21 protein-coding genes are annotated in these 19,882 nt (G+C 38.0%); 13 read left to right on the forward strand and 8 right to left on the reverse strand.

Translation table 11 applies throughout. From position 1 onward, the window contains the following. Window positions 1–62 precede the first annotated feature (62 nt). From V6256_RS01690 to V6256_RS01735, 10 genes are all read left to right on the forward strand, one after another. On the forward strand, window positions 63–1,022 hold the full coding sequence (locus V6256_RS01690; RefSeq protein ID WP_341596258.1) for an AAA family ATPase: 960 nt from the start codon (window positions 63–65) through the stop codon (window positions 1,020–1,022). Then, window positions 1,022–1,963, forward strand: a complete 942-nt coding sequence (locus tag V6256_RS01695; protein ID WP_341596259.1) for a DUF58 domain-containing protein — start codon at window positions 1,022–1,024, stop codon at window positions 1,961–1,963. Before V6256_RS01690 ends, V6256_RS01695 begins: the two co-directional genes overlap by 1 nt. Then, window positions 1,947–2,468 carry a DUF4381 domain-containing protein gene (locus V6256_RS01700; protein ID WP_341596260.1) on the forward strand — a complete coding sequence of 174 codons (522 nt, stop codon included), beginning with the start codon at window positions 1,947–1,949 and terminating at the stop codon, window positions 2,466–2,468. The genes V6256_RS01695 and V6256_RS01700 overlap by 17 nt, the downstream gene beginning before the upstream one ends. Beyond that, the gene (locus V6256_RS01705; protein WP_341596261.1) at window positions 2,461–3,444 is read left to right on the forward strand and encodes a VWA domain-containing protein; all 984 of its coding nucleotides are present in this window, start codon (window positions 2,461–2,463) and stop codon (window positions 3,442–3,444) included. The genes V6256_RS01700 and V6256_RS01705 overlap by 8 nt, the downstream gene beginning before the upstream one ends. Next, window positions 3,434–5,569 carry a VWA domain-containing protein gene (locus V6256_RS01710; protein WP_341596262.1) on the forward strand — a complete coding sequence of 712 codons (2,136 nt, stop codon included), beginning with the start codon at window positions 3,434–3,436 and terminating at the stop codon, window positions 5,567–5,569. Before V6256_RS01705 ends, V6256_RS01710 begins: the two co-directional genes overlap by 11 nt. Beyond that, complete coding sequence (locus V6256_RS01715) at window positions 5,569–7,278, forward strand: BatD family protein (protein ID WP_341596263.1); 1,710 nt, start codon at window positions 5,569–5,571, stop codon at window positions 7,276–7,278. Before V6256_RS01710 ends, V6256_RS01715 begins: the two co-directional genes overlap by 1 nt. Window positions 7,279–7,595: 317 nt before the next feature. Continuing rightward, window positions 7,596–8,609 carry an amino acid ABC transporter substrate-binding protein gene (locus V6256_RS01720; RefSeq protein WP_341596264.1) on the forward strand — a complete coding sequence of 338 codons (1,014 nt, stop codon included), beginning with the start codon at window positions 7,596–7,598 and terminating at the stop codon, window positions 8,607–8,609. A 70-nt stretch (window positions 8,610–8,679) separates the two neighbouring features. Next, complete coding sequence (locus V6256_RS01725; RefSeq protein ID WP_341596265.1) at window positions 8,680–9,864, forward strand: amino acid ABC transporter permease; 1,185 nt, start codon at window positions 8,680–8,682, stop codon at window positions 9,862–9,864. A 1-nt stretch (window position 9,865) separates the two neighbouring features. Beyond that, window positions 9,866–10,942, forward strand: coding sequence for an amino acid ABC transporter permease (locus V6256_RS01730; RefSeq protein ID WP_341596266.1), 1,077 nt, complete (start codon window positions 9,866–9,868; stop codon window positions 10,940–10,942). 11 nt (window positions 10,943–10,953) lie between these two features. Further along, window positions 10,954–11,700, forward strand: coding sequence for an amino acid ABC transporter ATP-binding protein (locus tag V6256_RS01735; RefSeq protein WP_424141040.1), 747 nt, complete (start codon window positions 10,954–10,956; stop codon window positions 11,698–11,700). Window positions 11,701–11,819: 119 nt separating this feature from the next. Here the strand turns inward: V6256_RS01735 and V6256_RS01740 are convergent, their stop codons facing one another. The 3 genes from V6256_RS01740 to V6256_RS01750 form a co-directional block, all read right to left on the reverse strand. Continuing rightward, window positions 11,820–12,332: a GNAT family N-acetyltransferase gene (locus V6256_RS01740; RefSeq protein WP_341596267.1), complete on the reverse strand. Its 513-nt coding sequence runs from the start codon at window positions 12,330–12,332 to the stop codon at window positions 11,820–11,822. 27 nt (window positions 12,333–12,359) lie between these two features. Then, on the reverse strand, window positions 12,360–12,806 hold the full coding sequence (locus V6256_RS01745; protein ID WP_341596268.1) for a GyrI-like domain-containing protein: 447 nt from the start codon (window positions 12,804–12,806) through the stop codon (window positions 12,360–12,362). 189 nt (window positions 12,807–12,995) lie between these two features. Next, the gene (locus tag V6256_RS01750) at window positions 12,996–13,424 is read right to left on the reverse strand and encodes a hypothetical protein (RefSeq protein ID WP_341596269.1); all 429 of its coding nucleotides are present in this window, start codon (window positions 13,422–13,424) and stop codon (window positions 12,996–12,998) included. A gap of 230 nt (window positions 13,425–13,654) precedes the next feature. Between V6256_RS01750 and V6256_RS01755 the strand changes: the two genes are divergently transcribed. After that, window positions 13,655–14,161, forward strand: a complete 507-nt coding sequence (locus V6256_RS01755; RefSeq protein ID WP_341596270.1) for a GNAT family N-acetyltransferase — start codon at window positions 13,655–13,657, stop codon at window positions 14,159–14,161. A gap of 20 nt (window positions 14,162–14,181) precedes the next feature. On the opposite strand, the gene V6256_RS01760 is transcribed toward V6256_RS01755, so the two are convergent. Further along, the gene (locus V6256_RS01760; protein ID WP_341596271.1) at window positions 14,182–14,511 is read right to left on the reverse strand and encodes a DMT family transporter; all 330 of its coding nucleotides are present in this window, start codon (window positions 14,509–14,511) and stop codon (window positions 14,182–14,184) included. Window positions 14,512–14,673: 162 nt separating this feature from the next. On the opposite strand from V6256_RS01760, the gene V6256_RS01765 reads away from it, so the two are divergent. After that, the gene (locus tag V6256_RS01765; RefSeq protein WP_341596272.1) at window positions 14,674–14,853 is read left to right on the forward strand and encodes a DUF6435 family protein; all 180 of its coding nucleotides are present in this window, start codon (window positions 14,674–14,676) and stop codon (window positions 14,851–14,853) included. An 8-nt stretch (window positions 14,854–14,861) separates the two neighbouring features. Here V6256_RS01765 and V6256_RS01770 read toward each other — a convergent pair whose 3' ends face one another. The 4 genes from V6256_RS01770 to V6256_RS01785 form a co-directional block, all read right to left on the reverse strand. After that, window positions 14,862–15,194, reverse strand: coding sequence for a rhodanese-like domain-containing protein (locus V6256_RS01770; RefSeq protein WP_341596273.1), 333 nt, complete (start codon window positions 15,192–15,194; stop codon window positions 14,862–14,864). Window positions 15,195–15,204: 10 nt separating this feature from the next. Next, window positions 15,205–16,527 carry a CinA family nicotinamide mononucleotide deamidase-related protein gene (locus V6256_RS01775; protein WP_341596274.1) on the reverse strand — a complete coding sequence of 441 codons (1,323 nt, stop codon included), beginning with the start codon at window positions 16,525–16,527 and terminating at the stop codon, window positions 15,205–15,207. Window positions 16,528–16,615: 88 nt separating this feature from the next. After that, window positions 16,616–17,200, reverse strand: a complete 585-nt coding sequence (locus V6256_RS01780; protein ID WP_341596275.1) for a YqaA family protein — start codon at window positions 17,198–17,200, stop codon at window positions 16,616–16,618. Window positions 17,201–17,271: 71 nt separating this feature from the next. Continuing rightward, complete coding sequence (locus V6256_RS01785; RefSeq protein ID WP_341596276.1) at window positions 17,272–18,273, reverse strand: endonuclease/exonuclease/phosphatase family protein; 1,002 nt, start codon at window positions 18,271–18,273, stop codon at window positions 17,272–17,274. A 420-nt stretch (window positions 18,274–18,693) separates the two neighbouring features. Here V6256_RS01785 and V6256_RS01790 point away from each other — a divergent pair, with 420 nt between their 5' ends. Continuing rightward, the gene (locus V6256_RS01790; protein WP_341596277.1) at window positions 18,694–19,878 is read left to right on the forward strand and encodes an efflux RND transporter periplasmic adaptor subunit; all 1,185 of its coding nucleotides are present in this window, start codon (window positions 18,694–18,696) and stop codon (window positions 19,876–19,878) included. The last annotated feature ends 4 nt before the right edge of the window (window positions 19,879–19,882 follow it).

Below are 19,882 nucleotides of genomic sequence, written 5' to 3' on the forward strand. Positions count from 1 at the left end.
TAACGTTGCCTGTGGTTAGCAGTAATATTTTCCATAAACTCAAATTAAAGTAGATTCTCGAAATGATAAAACAACAATTAAATCAACTACGTGACTATTTAAATAAAATGATATTAGGGCAAAGTGAGCTAGTAGATAGTTTGCTAATTGCACTTTTAGCCGATGGACATATTTTAGTCGAAAGCCCACCAGGGTTAGCAAAAACACGTGCAATCAACGCACTATCAGATGGGATAGAAGGTGATTTCCACCGTATTCAATTCACACCAGACTTATTGCCTTCTGATGTAACAGGTACAGATATTTTTCGACAAGAAACAGGACAATTTACCTTTGAAAAAGGCCCTATCTTCCATAATTTGATCCTAGCCGATGAAATCAATCGTGCTCCTGCAAAAGTACAGTCAGCTTTATTAGAAGCAATGGCAGAGCGTCAAGTTACTGTGGGTAAAACCACTTACCCGCTACCTGATTTATTTTTAGTAATGGCAACTCAAAATCCATTAGAGCAAGAAGGGACTTATCCTTTACCAGAGGCACAGCTGGATCGCTTTATTATGCACCTAGAATTAAATTATCCAGATGCAAAAACTGAAAAGCAGATTCTGCAATTAAATCAAAAAGAGATTTTAAAAGAAGCCGTTGCTAAAGTGACGCCATTATTAAATGAGCAAATCTTTGCAATGCGTGACGCCGTCATGAAAGTGACCATTGCTGAACATTTAGAGCAATACTTAATTGACCTTATTATTGCTACACGTGAGCCAGCGCGCTTTAGTGAGCAACTTGGTGAGTGGATTAGCTATGGCGCTAGCCCTCGTGCAACACTCGCATTAATGAGAACAGCAAAAGCACGCGCTTGGTTAAATGGCAGAGATTTTGTGACACCTGAAGATATCATTAATAATCTATACCCTGTTTTACGCCATCGTCTCATTTTAAGTTACGAGGCAGAAGCACAAGGTGTCAGCGCCAACCGAGTGATCCAAGAAATAATTAATCAGGTGGCAATAGCAGGCTAATGAGTACTCCAAAAAATAGCATTTTCACTAATACTCCTTATACAACGGGTGTTGATGTGCAATTAAGTGAACTACTCAGTTATAAACAACACGGTAAAATGTCACTTAATGCAAAACGCTTGCCCGCGACTCGTAAATTATCTGGTAATTATTTATCAAATATTAAAGGTCGTGGGATGGAGTTTGCTGAGGTACGTCATTACCAAGCGGGTGATGATGTACGCTCTATTGATTGGGCGGTAACCGCTCGTACTGGAAAAGCCCATACTAAGCTATTCCAAGAAGAGAAAGAACGCCCCGTTTTTTTGTTGGTTGATTTATCAGACAGTATGATTTTTGGTAGTCAATTTGCCTTTAAGTCAGTACAAGCTTGTCATTTGGCAGCGCTATTGAGCTGGCAAACAAAGCAACGCAATGATCGTTTAGGCGGAATTGTTTTTAATCAGCAAAATGTTGCTGAGCTAAAACCCACCTCTCGCGGTAAAGGGTTAATGTCTTTTCTACATCATAATCAAATGTTGTGTCAAAAAGTGGCTTTTAAACAAACTCAAAAACAATCCTTACTACTTCAGTTAAAACGCCTTTCTCACCTCGTACAAACGGGGAGTCAAATACATCTTATTAGTGACTTTTCACAATTAGATGAAGGGTGTTACAAACTGATTAATCTATTGCGTCGCCATAACCAAGTGACGGTATGGCAAATAACCGATCCACTGGAAATGCAATTGCCTAAAAAAATGTTGAAAGCCAACTTTAAAATAACATCGCTTAAAGGAAGCGGCTTTTTACGTAATAAAAACCAACAGCACTCATATCAAACGGCCGCTCATGAGCGCCAACAAATAATGCAAAGAAATTTGTTAAAATATGGCATTGCGCATTATGAAGTCAGTGCCGCTAATCCCCTATTGGAGCAACTCAATGCCTACGCCCAATAATAACCCTTTTGAACAAATAATTTTACCAACCGATGTTCCTTCTGCTTGGCCTCCTGCACCGGTTTACTGGCTTATTTTAATTGCTACTATTGTTGTTTTACTTGTTATTACTTGGTTGATTAAACGCCATATTAAAAACACTAAAATAGTGAAACAAGCATTAACCGAATTAGCAAATTTAAGAAGCCAAAAAACAGCCTCCTTTTCTGAGTTAAACCAACTATTAAAAGGGCTTTGTTTACAGTATTACCCACGGGAAGCAGTAGCTTCTTTAAACGGAGAAGCTTGGTTTGATTTCATTGAAAGGCATAATGCGACATCTAATTCGCCGGTCTTTGAAAATAAAAGTGTTTTCTGTGAACGTTTATATGCAGGTAACTCACAGTGTGTTGAAAAAGATTTTACATCGGCAAGGAAATGGTTAAAAAGTTTTCCCGCTCAATGTAAAGCCTTCAAAAAATCAACAATTAACAATCAAAAGTTAACAGGTTCTAAACATGTTTGAATTCACTTATTGGTGGGTCATTTTATTATTACCTTTACCACTAATTGCACGTTATCTCTTAACACCCAAAAAACGCTCTTTCACACAGATATGGATCCCACTTGCTGAAGGGTTACAGCAGCATAAAGAGCAAAAATCAAATTTATTGATCAGCATTTTGATTCCATGGTTAATGTGGATATTATTGCTATTAACTTTAGCTAAGCCTATTTGGTTAGGTGACCCGATCAAGATTCAACAACAGAGTCGCGATATGATCTTATCATTGGATTTATCGGGCAGTATGAATCAGGTTGATATGCAGTTAAACGGCCAAACTGTTGACCGTTTAACCTTGGTTAAATCTATCGTGAAAGACTTTGTGCAGCAGCGTAAAGGCGACCGTCTCGGTTTAATTTTATTTGCTGATCATGCTTACTTACAGACTCCTTTAACCTTTGATATTGATACAATTTCCACCATGGTTGATGAAACAGAGCTAGGTTTGGTTGGTAAAAAAACAGCGATTGGTGAATCAATTGCGTTGGCCATTAAGCGTTTTGTTGAAAATAAAAATGAACAACGTGTATTAATTCTATTAACTGATGGTGCAAATACTGCTGGAGTTATTGACCCCATTGCAGCCGCTAAGCAAGCAGCGAAAAACAATATAACCATTTACACCATTGGAGTAGGCGCTGACTCTATGCTTCAGCGTGGTTTCTTCAGTAATCGCTATGTTAACCCATCTGCTGATTTAGATGAGCAGTCTTTAAAAGAAGTCGCTTCACTGACCGGAGGGCAATACTTCAGAGCCAAGAATCAGGCTGAATTGGCACAAATTTATGACACGATTAATGACCTTCAACCTGTTGATAGTGAACAACTTGAATTTCGCCCTGAAACAAATCTGTTTTATTGGCCATTATCCCTTTGCATCATCATTTTATTGTTAACAACTTTCTCTTTAAAAATGAGAGGTGAAGATGAACTTTAATGACTCTATTATCCATAATCTCAATGCTTTAGAATTCCTACGCCCGTATTGGCTAATTGGCCTAGCGGCAGTACTTTTACTAAATGTATGGCATCTAAAAGGACGTTCAAAGCAACAGACACATGGTATTGCCGCACATTTAAGCGAGCACTTAGTAACACAAGCTGAAACCCATAAAACCAGCCGATTAACCTTAAACCTGATCGCTATCATTGCTTTTATTGCATTGGCCGGACCAAGTATTCGTAGCGTGAAATTACCGGTTTACCAAATTCAAAAAGCACAAGTGATTGCCTTTGATTTATCTTATTCGATGTATGCAACGGATATTAAACCAAACCGCCTAAGCCGCGCAAAATATAAAGCTATTGACCTATTAAACCGTTGGACTGAAGGTGATAAAGCATTAATCGCTTATGCAGGTGATGCTTTTGCGATCACCCCGCTGACATCGGACAGTAAATCAATTATTACCCATATCAATAATTTATCGCCAGATTTAATGCCTGTTCGTGGTTCAAGACCGGACCTAGCATTAGACAAGGCGATTTCATTATTACAAAGTGCCGGTTATCAAGAAGGACATATTGTTTTTATCACCGATGGCTTTGATAAAAACAGTGTCGATAAGATGCAAACAACATTAAAAGGAAGTAAATGGACTGTTTCAGTATTGGCCGTTGCCACGCCTGAGGGTTCAACAATACCAACAGCTGACGGGAGCTTGTTACGAGATAGCAATAATAATATTGTATTTCCTAAACTACAGCCTGACACACTGACTCCTGTCGCAGAGATAAGTGGTGGTGTATATCGTACCTTTGATGCTCAAGGTAAAGATATTGCTGCACTCGCCGATATTTACAAAGATAATGGCGCACTCAAAAAGGATAAAGATTCCTCAGCACATGCTGAAAACAAAATTCTAATTGATGATGGATATTGGCTTAGTATTCTACTGCTTCCTTTATTAATTCTACTCTTTAGAAAAGGTGTTTTTTATATCGCATTGTTAGCATTAACCTTGCCTCTGAGCACGCCCAAAGTGCAAGCGTCTATATGGCAAAATGAACAACAAAATGCTTACCAAGCATTTCAAGAAGGTGATTATCAAAGTGCCAGTGAGACCTTTGAGGATCAGGCTTGGAAAGCCTCTGCTTTGTTTAAAAATAAACAATACGAGGAAGCTGAGCTAGCTTATAAAGCACAACAAAAACAACAACCAAATGATGCGAATACCTTGTATAACTTGGGTAATACTCAAGCAATACAGGAAAAATACGAAGCAGCACTAGCGAGTTACAATGCCGCATTAGCGATTGATCCTGATTTTAAACTAGCTCAAGAAAACAAAGCGATTGTGGAAGACCTGCTGAAGAAGAAAGAGGAACAGGAACAACAGAATCAGCAACAAGATCAGCAATCTGAGCAACAACAGGACCAACAGCAGGATCAGCAGTCTGGGCAACAGCAAGACCAGCAACAAAATCAGCAATCTGGACAACAGCAGAACCAGCAACAAGATCAACAGTCTGGACAACAGCAGAACCAGCAACAAGATCAGCAATCTGGGCAACAACAGAACCAGCAGCAGGATCAACAGTCTGGGCAACAACAAAACCAGCAGCAGGATAAACAGTCTGGGCAACAACAAAACCAGCAGCAAGATCAGCAGTCTGGACAACAGCAGAATCAGCAGCAAGATCAGCAGTCTGGGCAACAGCAGAACCAGCAACAAGATCAACAGTCTGGGCAACAACAGAACCAGCAGCAAGATCAACAGTCTGGACAGCAGCAAAACCAGCAGCAAGATCAACAGTCTGGACAACAGCAGAACCAACAGCAACAGCAAGATCAGTCGGAGCCTGAACAACAAGGTCAACAACAGCAACAGCAATCAGCGCAACAGGCACTGGGCAAAGCACAACAACAAGATAATGCAGAAAATAATGTAGGCGCTATGCAACCATCATCAGAGGAAAACCAAGAGTATGAAGAATTACCTAACTGGTTGAAAAATATGCCAGATGACCCTGCGTTATTATTACGTAATAAAATGCGTCTCGAATATCAGAAACGTTCAAATAACCCTGTTCAACAAAACAATAACGGAGAGATTTGGTAATGCCGTTCTTAACTAAATGTTTTAATATTATTCTATTTGTATTCATCTTAAATACGCCTGTGTTTGCTCAAACAGAAGCGATTGCTAGCGTCAGTGATAATAGTGTCGTAAAAGGAGATTTATTTAGATTAACGGTGACAGTCAATGACACCGGATCTCAATATCGCGTTGATACCAGTGCACTAGAAAATAATTTTAAGGTTAGTTCCCCTTCTCGCCAACAAGAAACTATCTATGATAACGGCGATTGGAAAAAGCGTTTAACTTGGTCATATACTTTACAGGCAACCAAAACAGGGACATTTGTTATCCCGCCTTTGAAAATCGGTGACGTTTCAACACAACCGATTGAAATAAAAGTCAGTGATGCGAAACCAGCAGATTATTCCACTACCGATGATGCTATTTTCATTGAGAATACAATTAATAAGAACAATACCTATATTAATCAACCTGCTATTTTAGAATCTAAAATATATGTGTCTGGGAGATTTACTAATGGTCAAATCCAACCTCCGCAGTTAGATGGAGCAGAAATAGAGCAAATATCAGGGAATAATAGCAATATTGTTAAAAATGGTATTCGTTATGAGCTTTACACTTATCAATATAAAATAACACCTTCAACTTCAGGTGAATTGAATATTGACTCTCCCATCTTAACTGGCTCTGTTTATAAAACAATCCGAGCAAATAGTTTTCAACAAAGAATGGCTTCAGTACCTGTTAACATTCGTGGTAATAACATTAGCCTAAAAGTCAATGAAATGCCTGCAGACTACCAACCCGGCTGGCTGATTAGTGAAGATGTTAGATTAAAAGAAAACAATAACTTGCAAGAAAAGGAACACTTTGTAGGTGAGCCTATTACGCGCAGCATCAGTTTACAGGCGGCTTCCGTTGACCTAGAGAAAATGCCTGAGATAAAATTAAATTATGATAACTCGGTTCGCTATTACCCAGATAAAGATGAATTAACACAGGGGCGAGCGAATAATACTATCTATAGTCAACGTACGATCACACACGCGATTATTGCCGATAAAAGTGGTCCGCTGGTTTTACCTGAAATCAAAGTGTCATGGTGGAACAGCCAAACACAGCAACAAGAAGTTGCGACCTTACCGGCACAAACTATTATGATAAAACCGAGTACAACCAGTGTTGAGACAACTCAACCGACGCAACAAACTTCGGTTACACCAACAACTCAAAACAATAGTGTTGCAGTTGAAAAAGAGGCGGTAAACACAACCGTTAAAGAATCAAGCCCGTCACAAGTAATGCCATGGAAAATAAGTACCTTGGTTTTATTGTGTCTGCTGATATTAATGATTATTTATCACCTATATACACGTAAAACATCGCGCCCTATCGATGTGAAGACACAACCGGCTGTTACTAATAAACCTTATCAAGATTTATTAAAAGTATTAAAACAAGAAAACCCACAACAAGCTTACTTAGCATTACTAGTGTATTTTCAGTCACAACATCCTGATATAACGCATCTGCAACAAATAGCAGATTATACGAATCTAGATGAAAGCAAAAAGCAGGCGTTGCTAGAAAACCTTATGCAACTTGAATTAGCTTGCTCTAATAGTGCGCACAAATGGAGTGCAAAAGCGTTATCAAAATTAATTATTTTGCACCACAAGATAACAAAGCAAGCAACATCACTCGCCGTTAATAATATTAATCCATAAAAGTGTTTACCTGTGAGCAAATTGATTTCCATTCAATTTGCTCACAAATCCCAAATGAATCGCAATAAAAAGCAAAAAAACAATGCAAATATGATTCAGGTCAAACCTTATAACTAATTATAAAGCCCTCCAAGCCTCGCTAGCCTAGTATAAAAATTGAATGTAATTGGTGGCATATGAAATGCATCACCAATTGTCTATGAATATCAGAATAAATAAAGTGGCATATAATTTGCCTCCTTATTTCCCATAACGTTCATTCACGTTATCCATATTCATCGTTAATTTATTTAATTTTAAGCCACAAGGAAAATACAATGAAAGTGACAAAATTAGCTCTATTAGTAGGTCTTACTGCTGCTCTACCGAGTTTATCTCAAGCTGGTACATTAGAAGATGTACTCAAAGAAGGCGTACTTAAGTGTGGTGTTTCTACTGGTATACCAGGTTTCTCAGCAACAGACTCAAATGGTGTATGGAAAGGCCTTGATGTTGACTTCTGTCGTTCGGTAGCAAGTGCAGTATTAGGCGATGAAAGCAAAGTAAAATACTTTCCTTTAACAGCAAAAGAACGATTCACTGCACTACAAAGTGGTGAAATCGATGTACTTTCTCGTGCAACTACATGGACTGCAACACGTGATACATCATTAGGATTAAATTTTGCTGGCGTTAACTATTATGACGGCCAAGGCTTCCTAGTTAGTAAAAGTTTAGGCGTTACTTCTGCTAAAGAGTTAGATGGTGCAACATTCTGTATTCAAGCCGGTACAACAACAGAACTTAACCTAACAGATTACTTTAAATCGACAGGCATGGAATATAAAGCGGTAACTTATGATACATCAGGACAAACCATTGATGGATTCAAAAAAGGTCGTTGTGATGCCGTTACTTCAGATCGCTCTCAACTAGCTGGTCTACGTATTAAACTTGATGATCCAACATCAGCTGTGCTGTTACCTGAAACTATCTCTAAAGAGCCGCTAGGCCCAGTAGTACGTCAAGGTGATGATGCATGGTTTAACATTGTACGTTGGAGCATGTTTGCAACAATTGAAGCTGAAGAGCTAGGTGTCACTTCTGCGAATGTAGATGACATGTTGAAATCAGAAAATCCTGCTGTGAAGCGTTTATTAGGCACAACAGGCAAAATCGGTGAAGATTTAGGTCTTAAAACTGATTGGGCTTACCAAATTGTTAAGCAAGTAGGTAACTATGCTGAGTCTTACGATATTAACGTAGGTAAAGATTCACCAATTGAAATTGAACGTAGTTACAACAAACTATGGAACCAAGGTGGGTTAATGTACCCAATGCCAGTTCGTTAATTTTAAACAGTATCCTAGGGGGAAGTTGACCTTCCCCTTTTTGTTTCGCTGATTAAAAACAAAGGCAATTATGAAAAACAAACCTCTCCCTACAGACGGTCAAGGGTTTTTAAATAACCCGAAGAACCGTGCAATTATATTCCAAGCAGTCGCTTTATTCCTTGTGGTGTTTTTTGCATTCTATTTTGCAAACAACATGAATGAAAACATTGAAAGCCGAGGCATAACGACAGGGTTTTCCTTCTTAAACAACACGGCAGGTTTTGGTATAAGCCAAACATTAATCCCTTATGATGATGGTACATCAACGTTTCTTGATGTATTTATAGTTGGGTTATTGAATACCATTTTAGTTTCTGTGTTAGGTATTATTTTTGCCTCAATTCTAGGCTTAATATTAGGTGTTTCGCGTTTATCAAGTAACTTTTTAGTCTCTAAGCTCGCACTCGTCTATATTGAAATTTTCCGTAACATCCCAATCTTATTACAAATTTTGTTCTGGTATAACGTTGTCCTAGCGGCATTACCAAGTCCTAGACAAAGCTTTGCTTATTTAGATAGCGTATTTTTAAATAATCGAGGTTTATTATTACCCGAGCCGATTTTAGAAAATGGCAGCGGTTTTGTTATCGTTTCTTTTGTTCTTGCTGTTGCAGCCGTTATTTACCTAGTACGTTGGTCTCGCAAGCGCCACGATGACACCGGTCAAAACTTCCCTATCTTCAAAGTATCGATTGCTTTGCTAATTTTAGCGCCAACACTCGTATACTTTATCGCAGGGCAACCAATCTCTGGTGAGTACCCTGTTTTAAAAGGCTTTAACTTTAAAGGTGGATTGACCATCATTCCTGAGTTATTAGCTCTCTTATTTGCATTAAGTATTTACACTGCTACGTATATCGCTGAAGCGGTTCGTGCCGGTATCGAGTCAGTGCCTAAAGGTCAGAAGGAAGCAGCAGCGTCATTGGGCTTAAGTGACTATGTTATTTTAACCAAGGTCGTTTTACCTCAAGCATTACGTGTAATCATTCCTCCTGTTATCAATCAATTCTTAAATTTAACTAAGAACTCATCGTTAGCGACCGCGATTGGCTACCCTGAATTAGTCACGCTTTTCTCTGGAACAACATTAAACCAAGTAGGTCAGGCAATTGAAATTATTTTAATGACAATGGCTGTTTACTTAACCATTAGCATTATGATTTCTCTGCTATTGAACTGGGTTAATGCAAAAATGGCGATAAAAGGACGTTAAAATGGCAACTTATACAATAAAACAAGCCAAGCCGGCTCCATCAACCAATAAAGGTGTTGTTTATTGGTTAAAAGAAAACCTGTTTCCAGACCTAAAAAATAGCTTATTAACATTAGCCGGTCTGTACTTACTTTACGCAATTATTCCACCTTTATTAAACTGGATGATCTTTGATGCAACGTGGACAGGCTCAAAAGATGAAGTCGTCAATAGCGGTGCTCGCTGGATATTTATCGTTGAGAAATTTGACCAGTTTATGTATGGCTTCTACCCTGAGCACTTACATTGGCGCCCTAATCTAGTGGCAATCCTAAGCATTGTTTTAATGTTTGGATTCAAATATATCGGCAACTTAAAAGCTAAAATTGCGGTCATTCTGCTTTTTCCTGTTGTCTGCTTCATTTTAATTAGCGGTGGATTTGGACTAGAAGTTGTTGAAACGGAAAAATGGGGTGGCTTAATGTTAACCATTTTAGTAGCAGCGGTTGGTATTATTGCTTCATTCCCAATTGGTGTGGTTTTAGCGCTTGGCCGTCAATCAGATATGCCAATACTTAAGACATTATGTGTGGGTTTCATCGAGTTTGTTCGTGGTGTTCCCCTGATTACTATCTTGTTTATGGCGTCGGTTTTATTACCGCTATTTTTCCATGACGGCATTGAGTTTAATAAACTGTTACGTGCTTTGATTGGGATTACGTTATTCCAAGCGGCTTATATTGCAGAGGTTGTACGTGGTGGTTTACAAGCCATCCCTAAAGGCCAATACGAAGCAAGTGAAGCACTGGGGCTGACTTACTGGCAGGGAATGATTTTAATTATTCTTCCACAAGCACTAAAAATATCGATCCCTAATTTAGTAGGTTCATTTATTTCTTTATTTAAAGATACAACACTTGTTTTAATTATCGGTTTATTCGACGTGTTAGCAATGGTTACGCTAACAAATAGTGATACCAATTGGTTAGGTTACGAAATTGAAGGTTATGTTTTTGTAACACTTATCTACTGGGTATGCTGTTTCTCAATGTCACAATATTCAAAATCGATTGAACGCAAATTTAACACCGAGCATTAAAAGGAAATATCATGTCAGACCAAGAATCAATGATAACAATGAAGGACGTCAACAAGTGGTACGGTGATTTCCATGTACTTAAAGATGTAAACCTAACAATTAAAAAAGGTGAAAAAGTGGTTATCTGTGGTCCATCAGGCTCAGGTAAATCAACGACTATCCGTTGTTTAAATCATTTAGAGAAGTTCCAAGAAGGTAGTATTAATATCAACGGTACTGATCTGGTTGAAGATGTAAAAGTGGTACGTCATATTCGTTCACAAGTTGGAATGGTATTCCAGCACTTTAACCTTTTCCCACATTTATCAGTACTAGAAAACTTATTAATCGCACCGACTTGGGTACACAAAAAGCCTCGTAAAGAAGCGATTGAAACAGCAATGTACTACCTTGAGCGCGTAAAAATTGCAGAACAAGCACATAAATACCCAAATCAACTATCAGGTGGACAACAACAACGTGTAGCAATTGCTCGCTGCCTATGTATAAACCCTGAAATAATGTTATTTGATGAGCCGACATCAGCACTGGATCCAGAAATGGTATCGGAAGTGCTTGATGTAATGGTGGAATTAGCAGATGAAGGTATTACTATGATCTGTGTAACGCATGAAATGGGCTTTGCTAAGAAAGTCGCGGATCGTGTTGTGTTTATGGATGCAGGGCAGATTATTGAAGAGAATGAACCCAATGAGTTCTTTGATAACCCTCAATCGGATCGATTAAAAACATTTTTAGAGCAGATTCTATCTCACTAATTTACCAGCAAAAATAAGACAAAATAAGGGCTCTTGAATAGCCCTTATTTATTTGTGTTGATCACCGTATTATCTACCTTATACCTTAATAACGGCGTTTTACTTTAATAAAGGTATTTTTACTTTAAGGCATTGGGATTGATTTGTTTAACCACTTTTTCTTCAAAAGTAATATCGGAGTAAAATTGAGTCACTAAATGCTGAGGACTAATCTCAGTACTCTGCATCAATGGCACAGCTCTTTCGGTGGCGACGATATAACAAAAAATACCTTGGTGTCTTGCTAATAGCGGCTGAATATATTCCTTATAGATCTCATCAGCGAGCATACCTGCATATCCTCTTTTACGATATTCAGGTAACGTCACAAAATGAACTACGCCTAAGTCTTGGTAAACTTGCCCTTTAAAACACTTTCTCTTATCACTGCAAGCTTCGTAGTTTTCTAACAAACTATAGGCTACTAATTGATCATCAAGGTATAACTTAACAATTTCTGCTTGTGTGCCATAGCGCAACTCTCCGTGCTCATTTAACCACTGAAAGGTGTACCACATTTTCATATTAATTTGCCCGAGGGCTAATAACTCTTCAGCACAGTTTTTAGCATTATCTAATTCAAAACGCAGCATAAGCGCCCTTCTAAGTAGTTGAATAGCTTATTTAACAGCTATATAAAGCTCAACCTTATCTGCACTTTCATAAAATTCAAAGTCAGTTGTAAATAAACGCGTATGATCAGCCTCGTCACTTGCAAAATATTGCCACACTTCTTTCCAAGCATTGATAACAGCATCAGGCATTTTACCTGTCTGAGTAAAGACTAAGTACCTTGCTTCAGGAATAATCACTTTTTCCAAGGCAGAGTCAGATAAATTTTTGCCGTTAAACCCAGCTAACACATTAAACTGGCCGGAATGATCTGATTCGTAATCATAATAAACACCATATACCCTTTCACCATTGGCATAATCGACAGCAATAGTTTGATCAAAGGTTTGGTATAAACCACCTATTTTAGCTTTATTAGGGTCTATTTCCGTTGCATTATCAGTTCTGATGCTTAATCCATAAACACTTTTTTCTGTGACTGTTTTTAATTGCATTATCCCCTCCTGGTCGCTAAGTTATTATAAAATGTAATATCTTTTACTAAATAGATATTCCTCACCTACCTAGTCCCGCTGTACAGTTATCATAGCATTCAATAAAAATAAAAAAACCGCCTATAAATATTGAAAAGAATACTCTCTTCAATCAATGTTTAATCAAGTATCTCGCACAAAAATTACGATTTAATGATCTGCTTTTGTATTTTTTTCAATCATATCCAATTGACTTTTCAATGAAGTCATACAGCTACTACAAGGCGGATAGATACTGGCAAATGCCATCAAGGGTGGCAATGTAAGTGATAGAGCTCTGAGCGCTATTTGTTCTTGCTCATCATCCGCCTTATGCTCCTGTGCCATATAAAGCATTGAACGATGAGGGATCAGTAAGCATTTTTGTGCAGATTCAATCTTCCCTTCTTGAGCATAAATAGAAGCAAGCTCATGATAATTTTCAATCCAGCGACATAACAGGTCAACACATTTAGGTTGTTTAGCTAACTGCCTTTCATAATCATAAATTGCTTCTCTATAATAATTTTTATCACGGTAAGTATTCTCTTTCCCATAAGCACTAGACGGCTTTGTTCTTAATTTGCTAAATAACGCCATACACATCTCCATTAATCCCAAAATGCAAATGATAATAAATATCATTTGTATTTTCTAGGGGGGATGTCAAATTTTCAGTGATTGATATTAAATAAACCATGATAATGTTAAACGTGAAATACACGATTAAACTTTGATACCGCTCATTAAACCTTAAATAAAATTAAACCCAGCGAGCGTTATTGAACGTGTTATGCTCTGCCTCTAATTCCATATTAAAATAGTTAACCATGATGCAATTATCAACAGAAAGGCTTTTGTTACGCCCATTTAAAAGAAGTGACTGGCACGCGCTGCATCAAATTTTAAGTGATGTGGATGTTATGCAGTATTCATTAAATGGTCCATACTCAGTACAAAAAAGTAAGGCTTTTCTTGAACAGTGCATTTTAAGATCCAACAATAATGAGCCAACATTATTGGCAGCCATTGATAAACACACTCAGCAATTAATAGGCTCATGTGGCTTCTTTCCACAAACGATACAAAGAGTCGCTGAGCTCGAGTTGGGATACCGCTTTGCAAAAGATTATTGGGGAAAAGGATTGGCAACAGAAGCAACTCTCGCCCTAAAACGTTATGCCTTTAATGAAATGAAATTAACGCGATTAATTTCCTTGATTAATAGTCATCATATCGCGTCAATAAGAGTGGCTGAAAAGAATAAGTTTAGGTTAGAAAAGAAGATGTTATACGCAGGAAAAATTCCCATTTCGATGTATGCAGTGATGCGCTAAACAATCACTATAGATGATCCTTAATGCATTCCACTTTTCGAAAAAACATTCATAACAATGACCCCAAGTATAATCAAGAACATCCCAATTAACGCAGGTAGATCTGGGATTTGTCGATAAATAATAGCGCTGATTGCTGCCACCAACACAATCCCCATGCCCGCCCAAATAGCATATGCAATCCCTACCGGCACGGTTTTAAGCACCAATGACAAAGCATAGAAAGCAATAATATAACCTATAACAGCAACGCTGCTATAAAACCAATGTGTAAAGCCCATTGAAGGTTTTAAGGATAAGGTGGCAATCACCTCTGAGACAATTGCAATCACTAGATACCAGTAGCCCATTTTATAACCCTATCGTTTATGTTTATACTGCAGAATATTTCTCAAGCATTAATGCTCCTGTGAATGCATCCACCAGCCTATTTGAGTTGTTAACCAGAAAAGTGAACTTAATCTGAATCACCTTCGTATTAGTTACAAATACTAAAATTTAAAGGCTAACTTATGTTTTCAATTTTCAAAAAAGATCCTACTAAAAAGCTTAAAAAACAATTAGCATTGAAATTAGAGTCTGCGATGCAAGCACAACGAAATGGTGACATAAAAACTTATTCAACCTTGAGTTATGAAGCAGATGAAATTGATAAAAAGATCACCGAAATAGAAAACAACACAGCGTCATAAGCGTCATATTATTTGATTAATCCTCTTTCTTCACGCGCTTCCTCGATACTACCTGCATTATAAAGGTTTTGATAACCTTCCCGTTCTAGCGCCGAGATAGCGATATCAGAACGACCGCCTGTTTTATCATAAAAGTGAAGCGGCGTATTTTTATCTGGATAACGCTCAAGTACTTCTCTAACGATATTCGAATGTGAAATTCGGATATCGCCGGGAATACTATCTCGCAGACTTTCAGATAAAGTGCGTACATCAATCCAAATATCATCTGCTAAACTAAAAGAACTAAAAGCAACAGATAACGTTAACAATAGTGTGGTATATATTGCTTTAACCTTCATTTAAAACTCCTTAGCTAAGAGCCTCAAGCTCTTCTCTTGAATAAGTACAGGCATTAGTACGCTTAATATAGTTGTATTCAGCAAAAGCAGGTAGCCCTAAAATAGCCCTACGTAGCATATCAAAAGCCAGCGCAACGGTTAGGTCTCTGATGTAATTTCTATTTCTTGTCGATGCAATACTAATTTCTTGGCAAGCAATAACATCACCTGCTTTCACGGCAATCACAACTGTACCAACTGGCATTGTATCTGTGCCGCCTTGTGGTCCAGCGATTCCAGTTGTTGCAATGGCATAATCGGTGCGATTAATAAGTGTATTTGCATTCGCCGCTCCTAATGCCATTTGTGCTGCACAAATCATCGACACCTCAGTTTCCTCGACAATACTTTTTTCTGTGACTTTTAATAATGACATTTTAGCTTCATTACAATAACTCACCACTCCTTGTTTTAAGTAATGAGAACTCCCTGGATAGGCAACTAATTGACTACAAATTTCACCACCCGTTAGTGACTCAGCAACAGCTAATGTAGCATTCCGTTCGCTTAACAGATGATGAACTTCTGCTGCTAAGGTGTTTTTATCCTGAGCAACCACACAATCTTTCAGCGCTGATTTAGCTTGTAGCATGGCAGCCGTTTGTTGTGCTTTGGGTACATCTCGTGCAATTAACTTCAACTCTAAGTAAGGCGTGTAAGAACGATACCCTAAAGTAATACCCTGCGGCCAATCAAGCGTCTCTAATTGCTCCGCCATATCTGATTCGCCAATACCAATACATAACAGTTTAGTCACTTCAACATGACTGCGCACTGCAGATTCAGACTTAACAAAAGGAATAAATTGCTCTGTCACCATGGTTTTGTATTCATGTGGTACGCCCGGTGTAAAAAACAACCATGCATTGTTAAACTTAACTCTAAATCCACAAGCACTTCCCACTGGGTTATCAACCATGATTGCCCCTTCTGGCAGCAAGGCTTGTTTTAAATTACTGTCACTTAAGGTGATATTACGCCCTTTAGCCCACTCAACTAAACGTGCACGCCATGTTTTATCTTCTACTAATTCAACGCCCATCGCTTTCGCCATTGCTAGCGCAGATAAATCATCAGCCGTTGGCCCTAAGCCGCCATTAACTAAAATAATATCAGCCACTAAACTACGCTCATTAAAAATATCAACAAGATCAGATAACCGATCTCCAACCGTGGTGCGGCGATGCATCTCAAAGCCACTTTCCATTAATTGATTACCTAACCATGCCGCATTAGTATCAACAATTTGGCCTGAAAGCACTTCTTCACCTGTACATATCATTTCTAATTTCATTTACGTCTCTTTTTATTTTAATTACCTACAAAGTCCCCATTAAGTAACAGAAAGTATTCCTGTTTATGCTCTGTAACTTTAATAAGCGCTATACAAGGGCACTAATAATCCAACCACCTACTATGACAATAGTTAATATGACCATGGCTTTTGTTTTATGTTTACTAATAATTCTCTGTGCTTGGTTTCCCGCATAATAAACTAAAATAGCGAGTCCAAAATAACGAATGGAGCGCGCAATGGCTGAAGCTAAAATAAATAAAATAAGAGAATATTTAGTCGCTCCAGCGGCCAACATAGCAATTTGAAAAGGAATAGGAATAATCCCTAAACTGATCACAAACCAAAAACCTTGCGCTTGCATCTTTTGTCTAACAACTTCAAATTGTTCAGGGCTTGAAAAAGTATTAATAACCCAATCACCGACTAAATCAAATAGATAATAACCAAGGGCATAACCAAATAATGCTCCAATCATACAACCCAAGGTGGCCATCAATGCGATAAGCCAAATTTTATCACGACGAGCTTGCATCAAAGGCACTAACACTGCTTCCAATGGAATTGGAACAATCGTTGACTCTAAAAATGAAGCAACGGTAATACTACTTAGCATATGCTTTGATTCAATAAAGCGTTGTGTTTTATGTTTCACATTGTCTGTAAAAGACATATTTCTCCCTATATCAGTCAATAAAAGAGGCTTAAATCGAAGCAGATAGTGTTCATCTGCTGCTGCCGCGTTTACTTAGGATGTTGCTCATTCTCTGGCAATAATACTTCCTCGTTATAAATCAACTCACTCAATAACGGGAAATGATCTGAACCAATAGAAGGCATCCTTTTTAACGAACCTAACGTAAAATGTTCACTATGAAAGATATGGTCTAAAGGCCAACGTAAAATAGGATAGCTTGCATGAAAAGTATTAAACATGCCTCTACCTATCCTTGGGTCTTTTAACCCACTTACATGCCTAAAGGTACGCGTTGTTGGTGACCATGCCACATCGTTCAAGTCGCCGGTAACAATTGTCGGTTCAGTAGTTTTTGCTACCTGTTTAGCGACAATTAACAACTCTTTATCTCTTGGTGTTGAGGTTTCATTTTCGGTTGGACTAGGAGGAGCTGGATGAATAAAGTGACATTTTACTTTTACACCATTATCCAATACTAAATAACCATGCATTGATGGAATATCTTCTTCAACCAAGTTTAAAATCTGTATATCTTCTAAACGATACTTACTATAAAGATGCATCCCATATAAGTTATCTAGGGGCTTATTGACTCGGTAAGGGTAAGCCTCATGAATGCCCTTTAGTGCATTTTCCCACCACAAGTCTGTCTCTAATGTGACAATCACATCCGGTTGATACTGGTCAATTAACGCAATTAATTTATCGGAGGCGTGATTAGGCATTAAAACATTACTTGTTAGTATTTTAATAGATGGTGAGCTTTGTTTAGTCGCTGTTTTTTTGACCTGAATTGGGTACAACTTGGTATAAGGTAATATCCAAAAGAATTGATACAATAGTGAGGCACTATTTAAACCGATTAAGACTATTTTGAGCGGCAGCGAAGCCACAAAAAAGCTCACAATAATTAACACCAAACAAATAACTGAAATTTGTACTCTGGGGAATTCCCATACTCTCGATAACCAATGGTTCGATGGTAAGAACGGTGCTACGCATACTAATAACATGGCTACCGTGAGTATTATTAAAGAAGACTCAAACATATTTAATTCCTTTATCAGCTTTAATAAACGCTAGATTCGATTCAAATGAAGTAATGATCTAGTGCCATCAAGATAACATAAAATAGATAGTTAATTTTCAATAATACAAATAAATACAAGTCATTACACTGATTTATTAAAAGTAATCCCAGTATGACAAGATTCAAGTAAGGAATATTAAAATCAAATAAAGAGGATTTAATCACTAAGTTAATAATACACTTGAACAATTTAATCCTGAAAAATGTGAGGCTAACTTGTAACAAAATAGCGCCAAGCGCTCCTCTACTCTTCCCACTAGCAATCCGCTTTAAGCGATCTCTTTTTTAAATATTAAAGAACTCTTAACCGGACTTTAACCTTTTTTCTGACATTCTATTCGCACTTATCACTGGCTATATTCTATTTCAGGTTTAACTTATGTTATTTACAGAGACTAAAAAATATTTATTGTTACTTTTTATTACGCTTAATTTAATTGGTTGTGAAGATCAAAGTGCCTCGACGCCTCCTCCATCGGAAATTCATGTTGATACATTAACAACCAATTATATTAATCTACGCCTGAGTAATGAGTTACCAGGACGCGTTACTGCTTTTAAAGAAGCGGAAGTAAGACCTCAAATCACCGGTATTGTGAAAGAACGTTTATATGAAGAAGGTAGCGAGGTTAAAGAAGGTGATACACTCTTCCTAATCGACCCAACCACCTATCAATCTACGGTGAACAGCGCAAAAGCTGAGCTCAAGAGAGCACAAAGTAGCGAGCGGAATGCACAAAAAGAGATGGTCCGTTATGCTGCATTATTAAAAAAGAAACTGAGTAGCCAACAACTTTACGATCAAGCAGAAGCTACCTATTTAGAAGCTAAAGCTGAAACCGAAATTAGCCAAGCAGCCTTAGATTACGCTAACATCGAACTCTCTTATACTAAGATCACTGCCCCTATTTCAGGACAAGCCGGTTTTTCTAATGTCTCTGAAGGCTCTTTATTAACCTCGGGTCAAGCTGACTATTTAACGACCATCATACAAACCAATAATGTTTATGTTGATATGCAGCAATCGGCAGTGGATCTTTATAAACTAAAACAACAATTTAAAGATTCTTCTGCTGAAAAAGCAAGCGTTCCGGTAACACTTACCTTAGAAGATGGAACATCGTATCAACATCAAGGTAGATTAGCTTTTGTTGATACACAAGTCGAAGGTTCAACAGGTACCGTTACTTTAAGAGCCGTCTTCCCTAACCCTGATAAATCATTATTAGCTGGGATGTACGTTCGAGCACATATCGCTTATCCAGAAGCCCGTGATTATCTAATAGTGCCGCAAACAGCGGTGGTAAGAAGCCAGTCTGGCGCACCTTCTGTTTATATTGTGAATGAAGAAAATAAGGTGGAGAAAAAAAGCTTAACCTTAAGTAATGAGGTCGGCAGCAACTGGGTTGTTGAAGAGGGTTTGGAGGTTGGTGATCGCATTATTACCAATAACCTAACCAAGGTAAAAAATGGGTTGACTGTGGTTGTTGATAGTAACAAAAGCACAGACCAAGTGGTTGCAGAAAACACGACTAACACACTAACCACTGACACAGAGAAATAGGAAC

The sequence above is a fragment of the Psychromonas aquatilis genome (assembly GCF_038155185.1).
Classification (GTDB): domain Bacteria; phylum Pseudomonadota; class Gammaproteobacteria; order Enterobacterales; family Psychromonadaceae; genus Psychromonas; species Psychromonas aquatilis.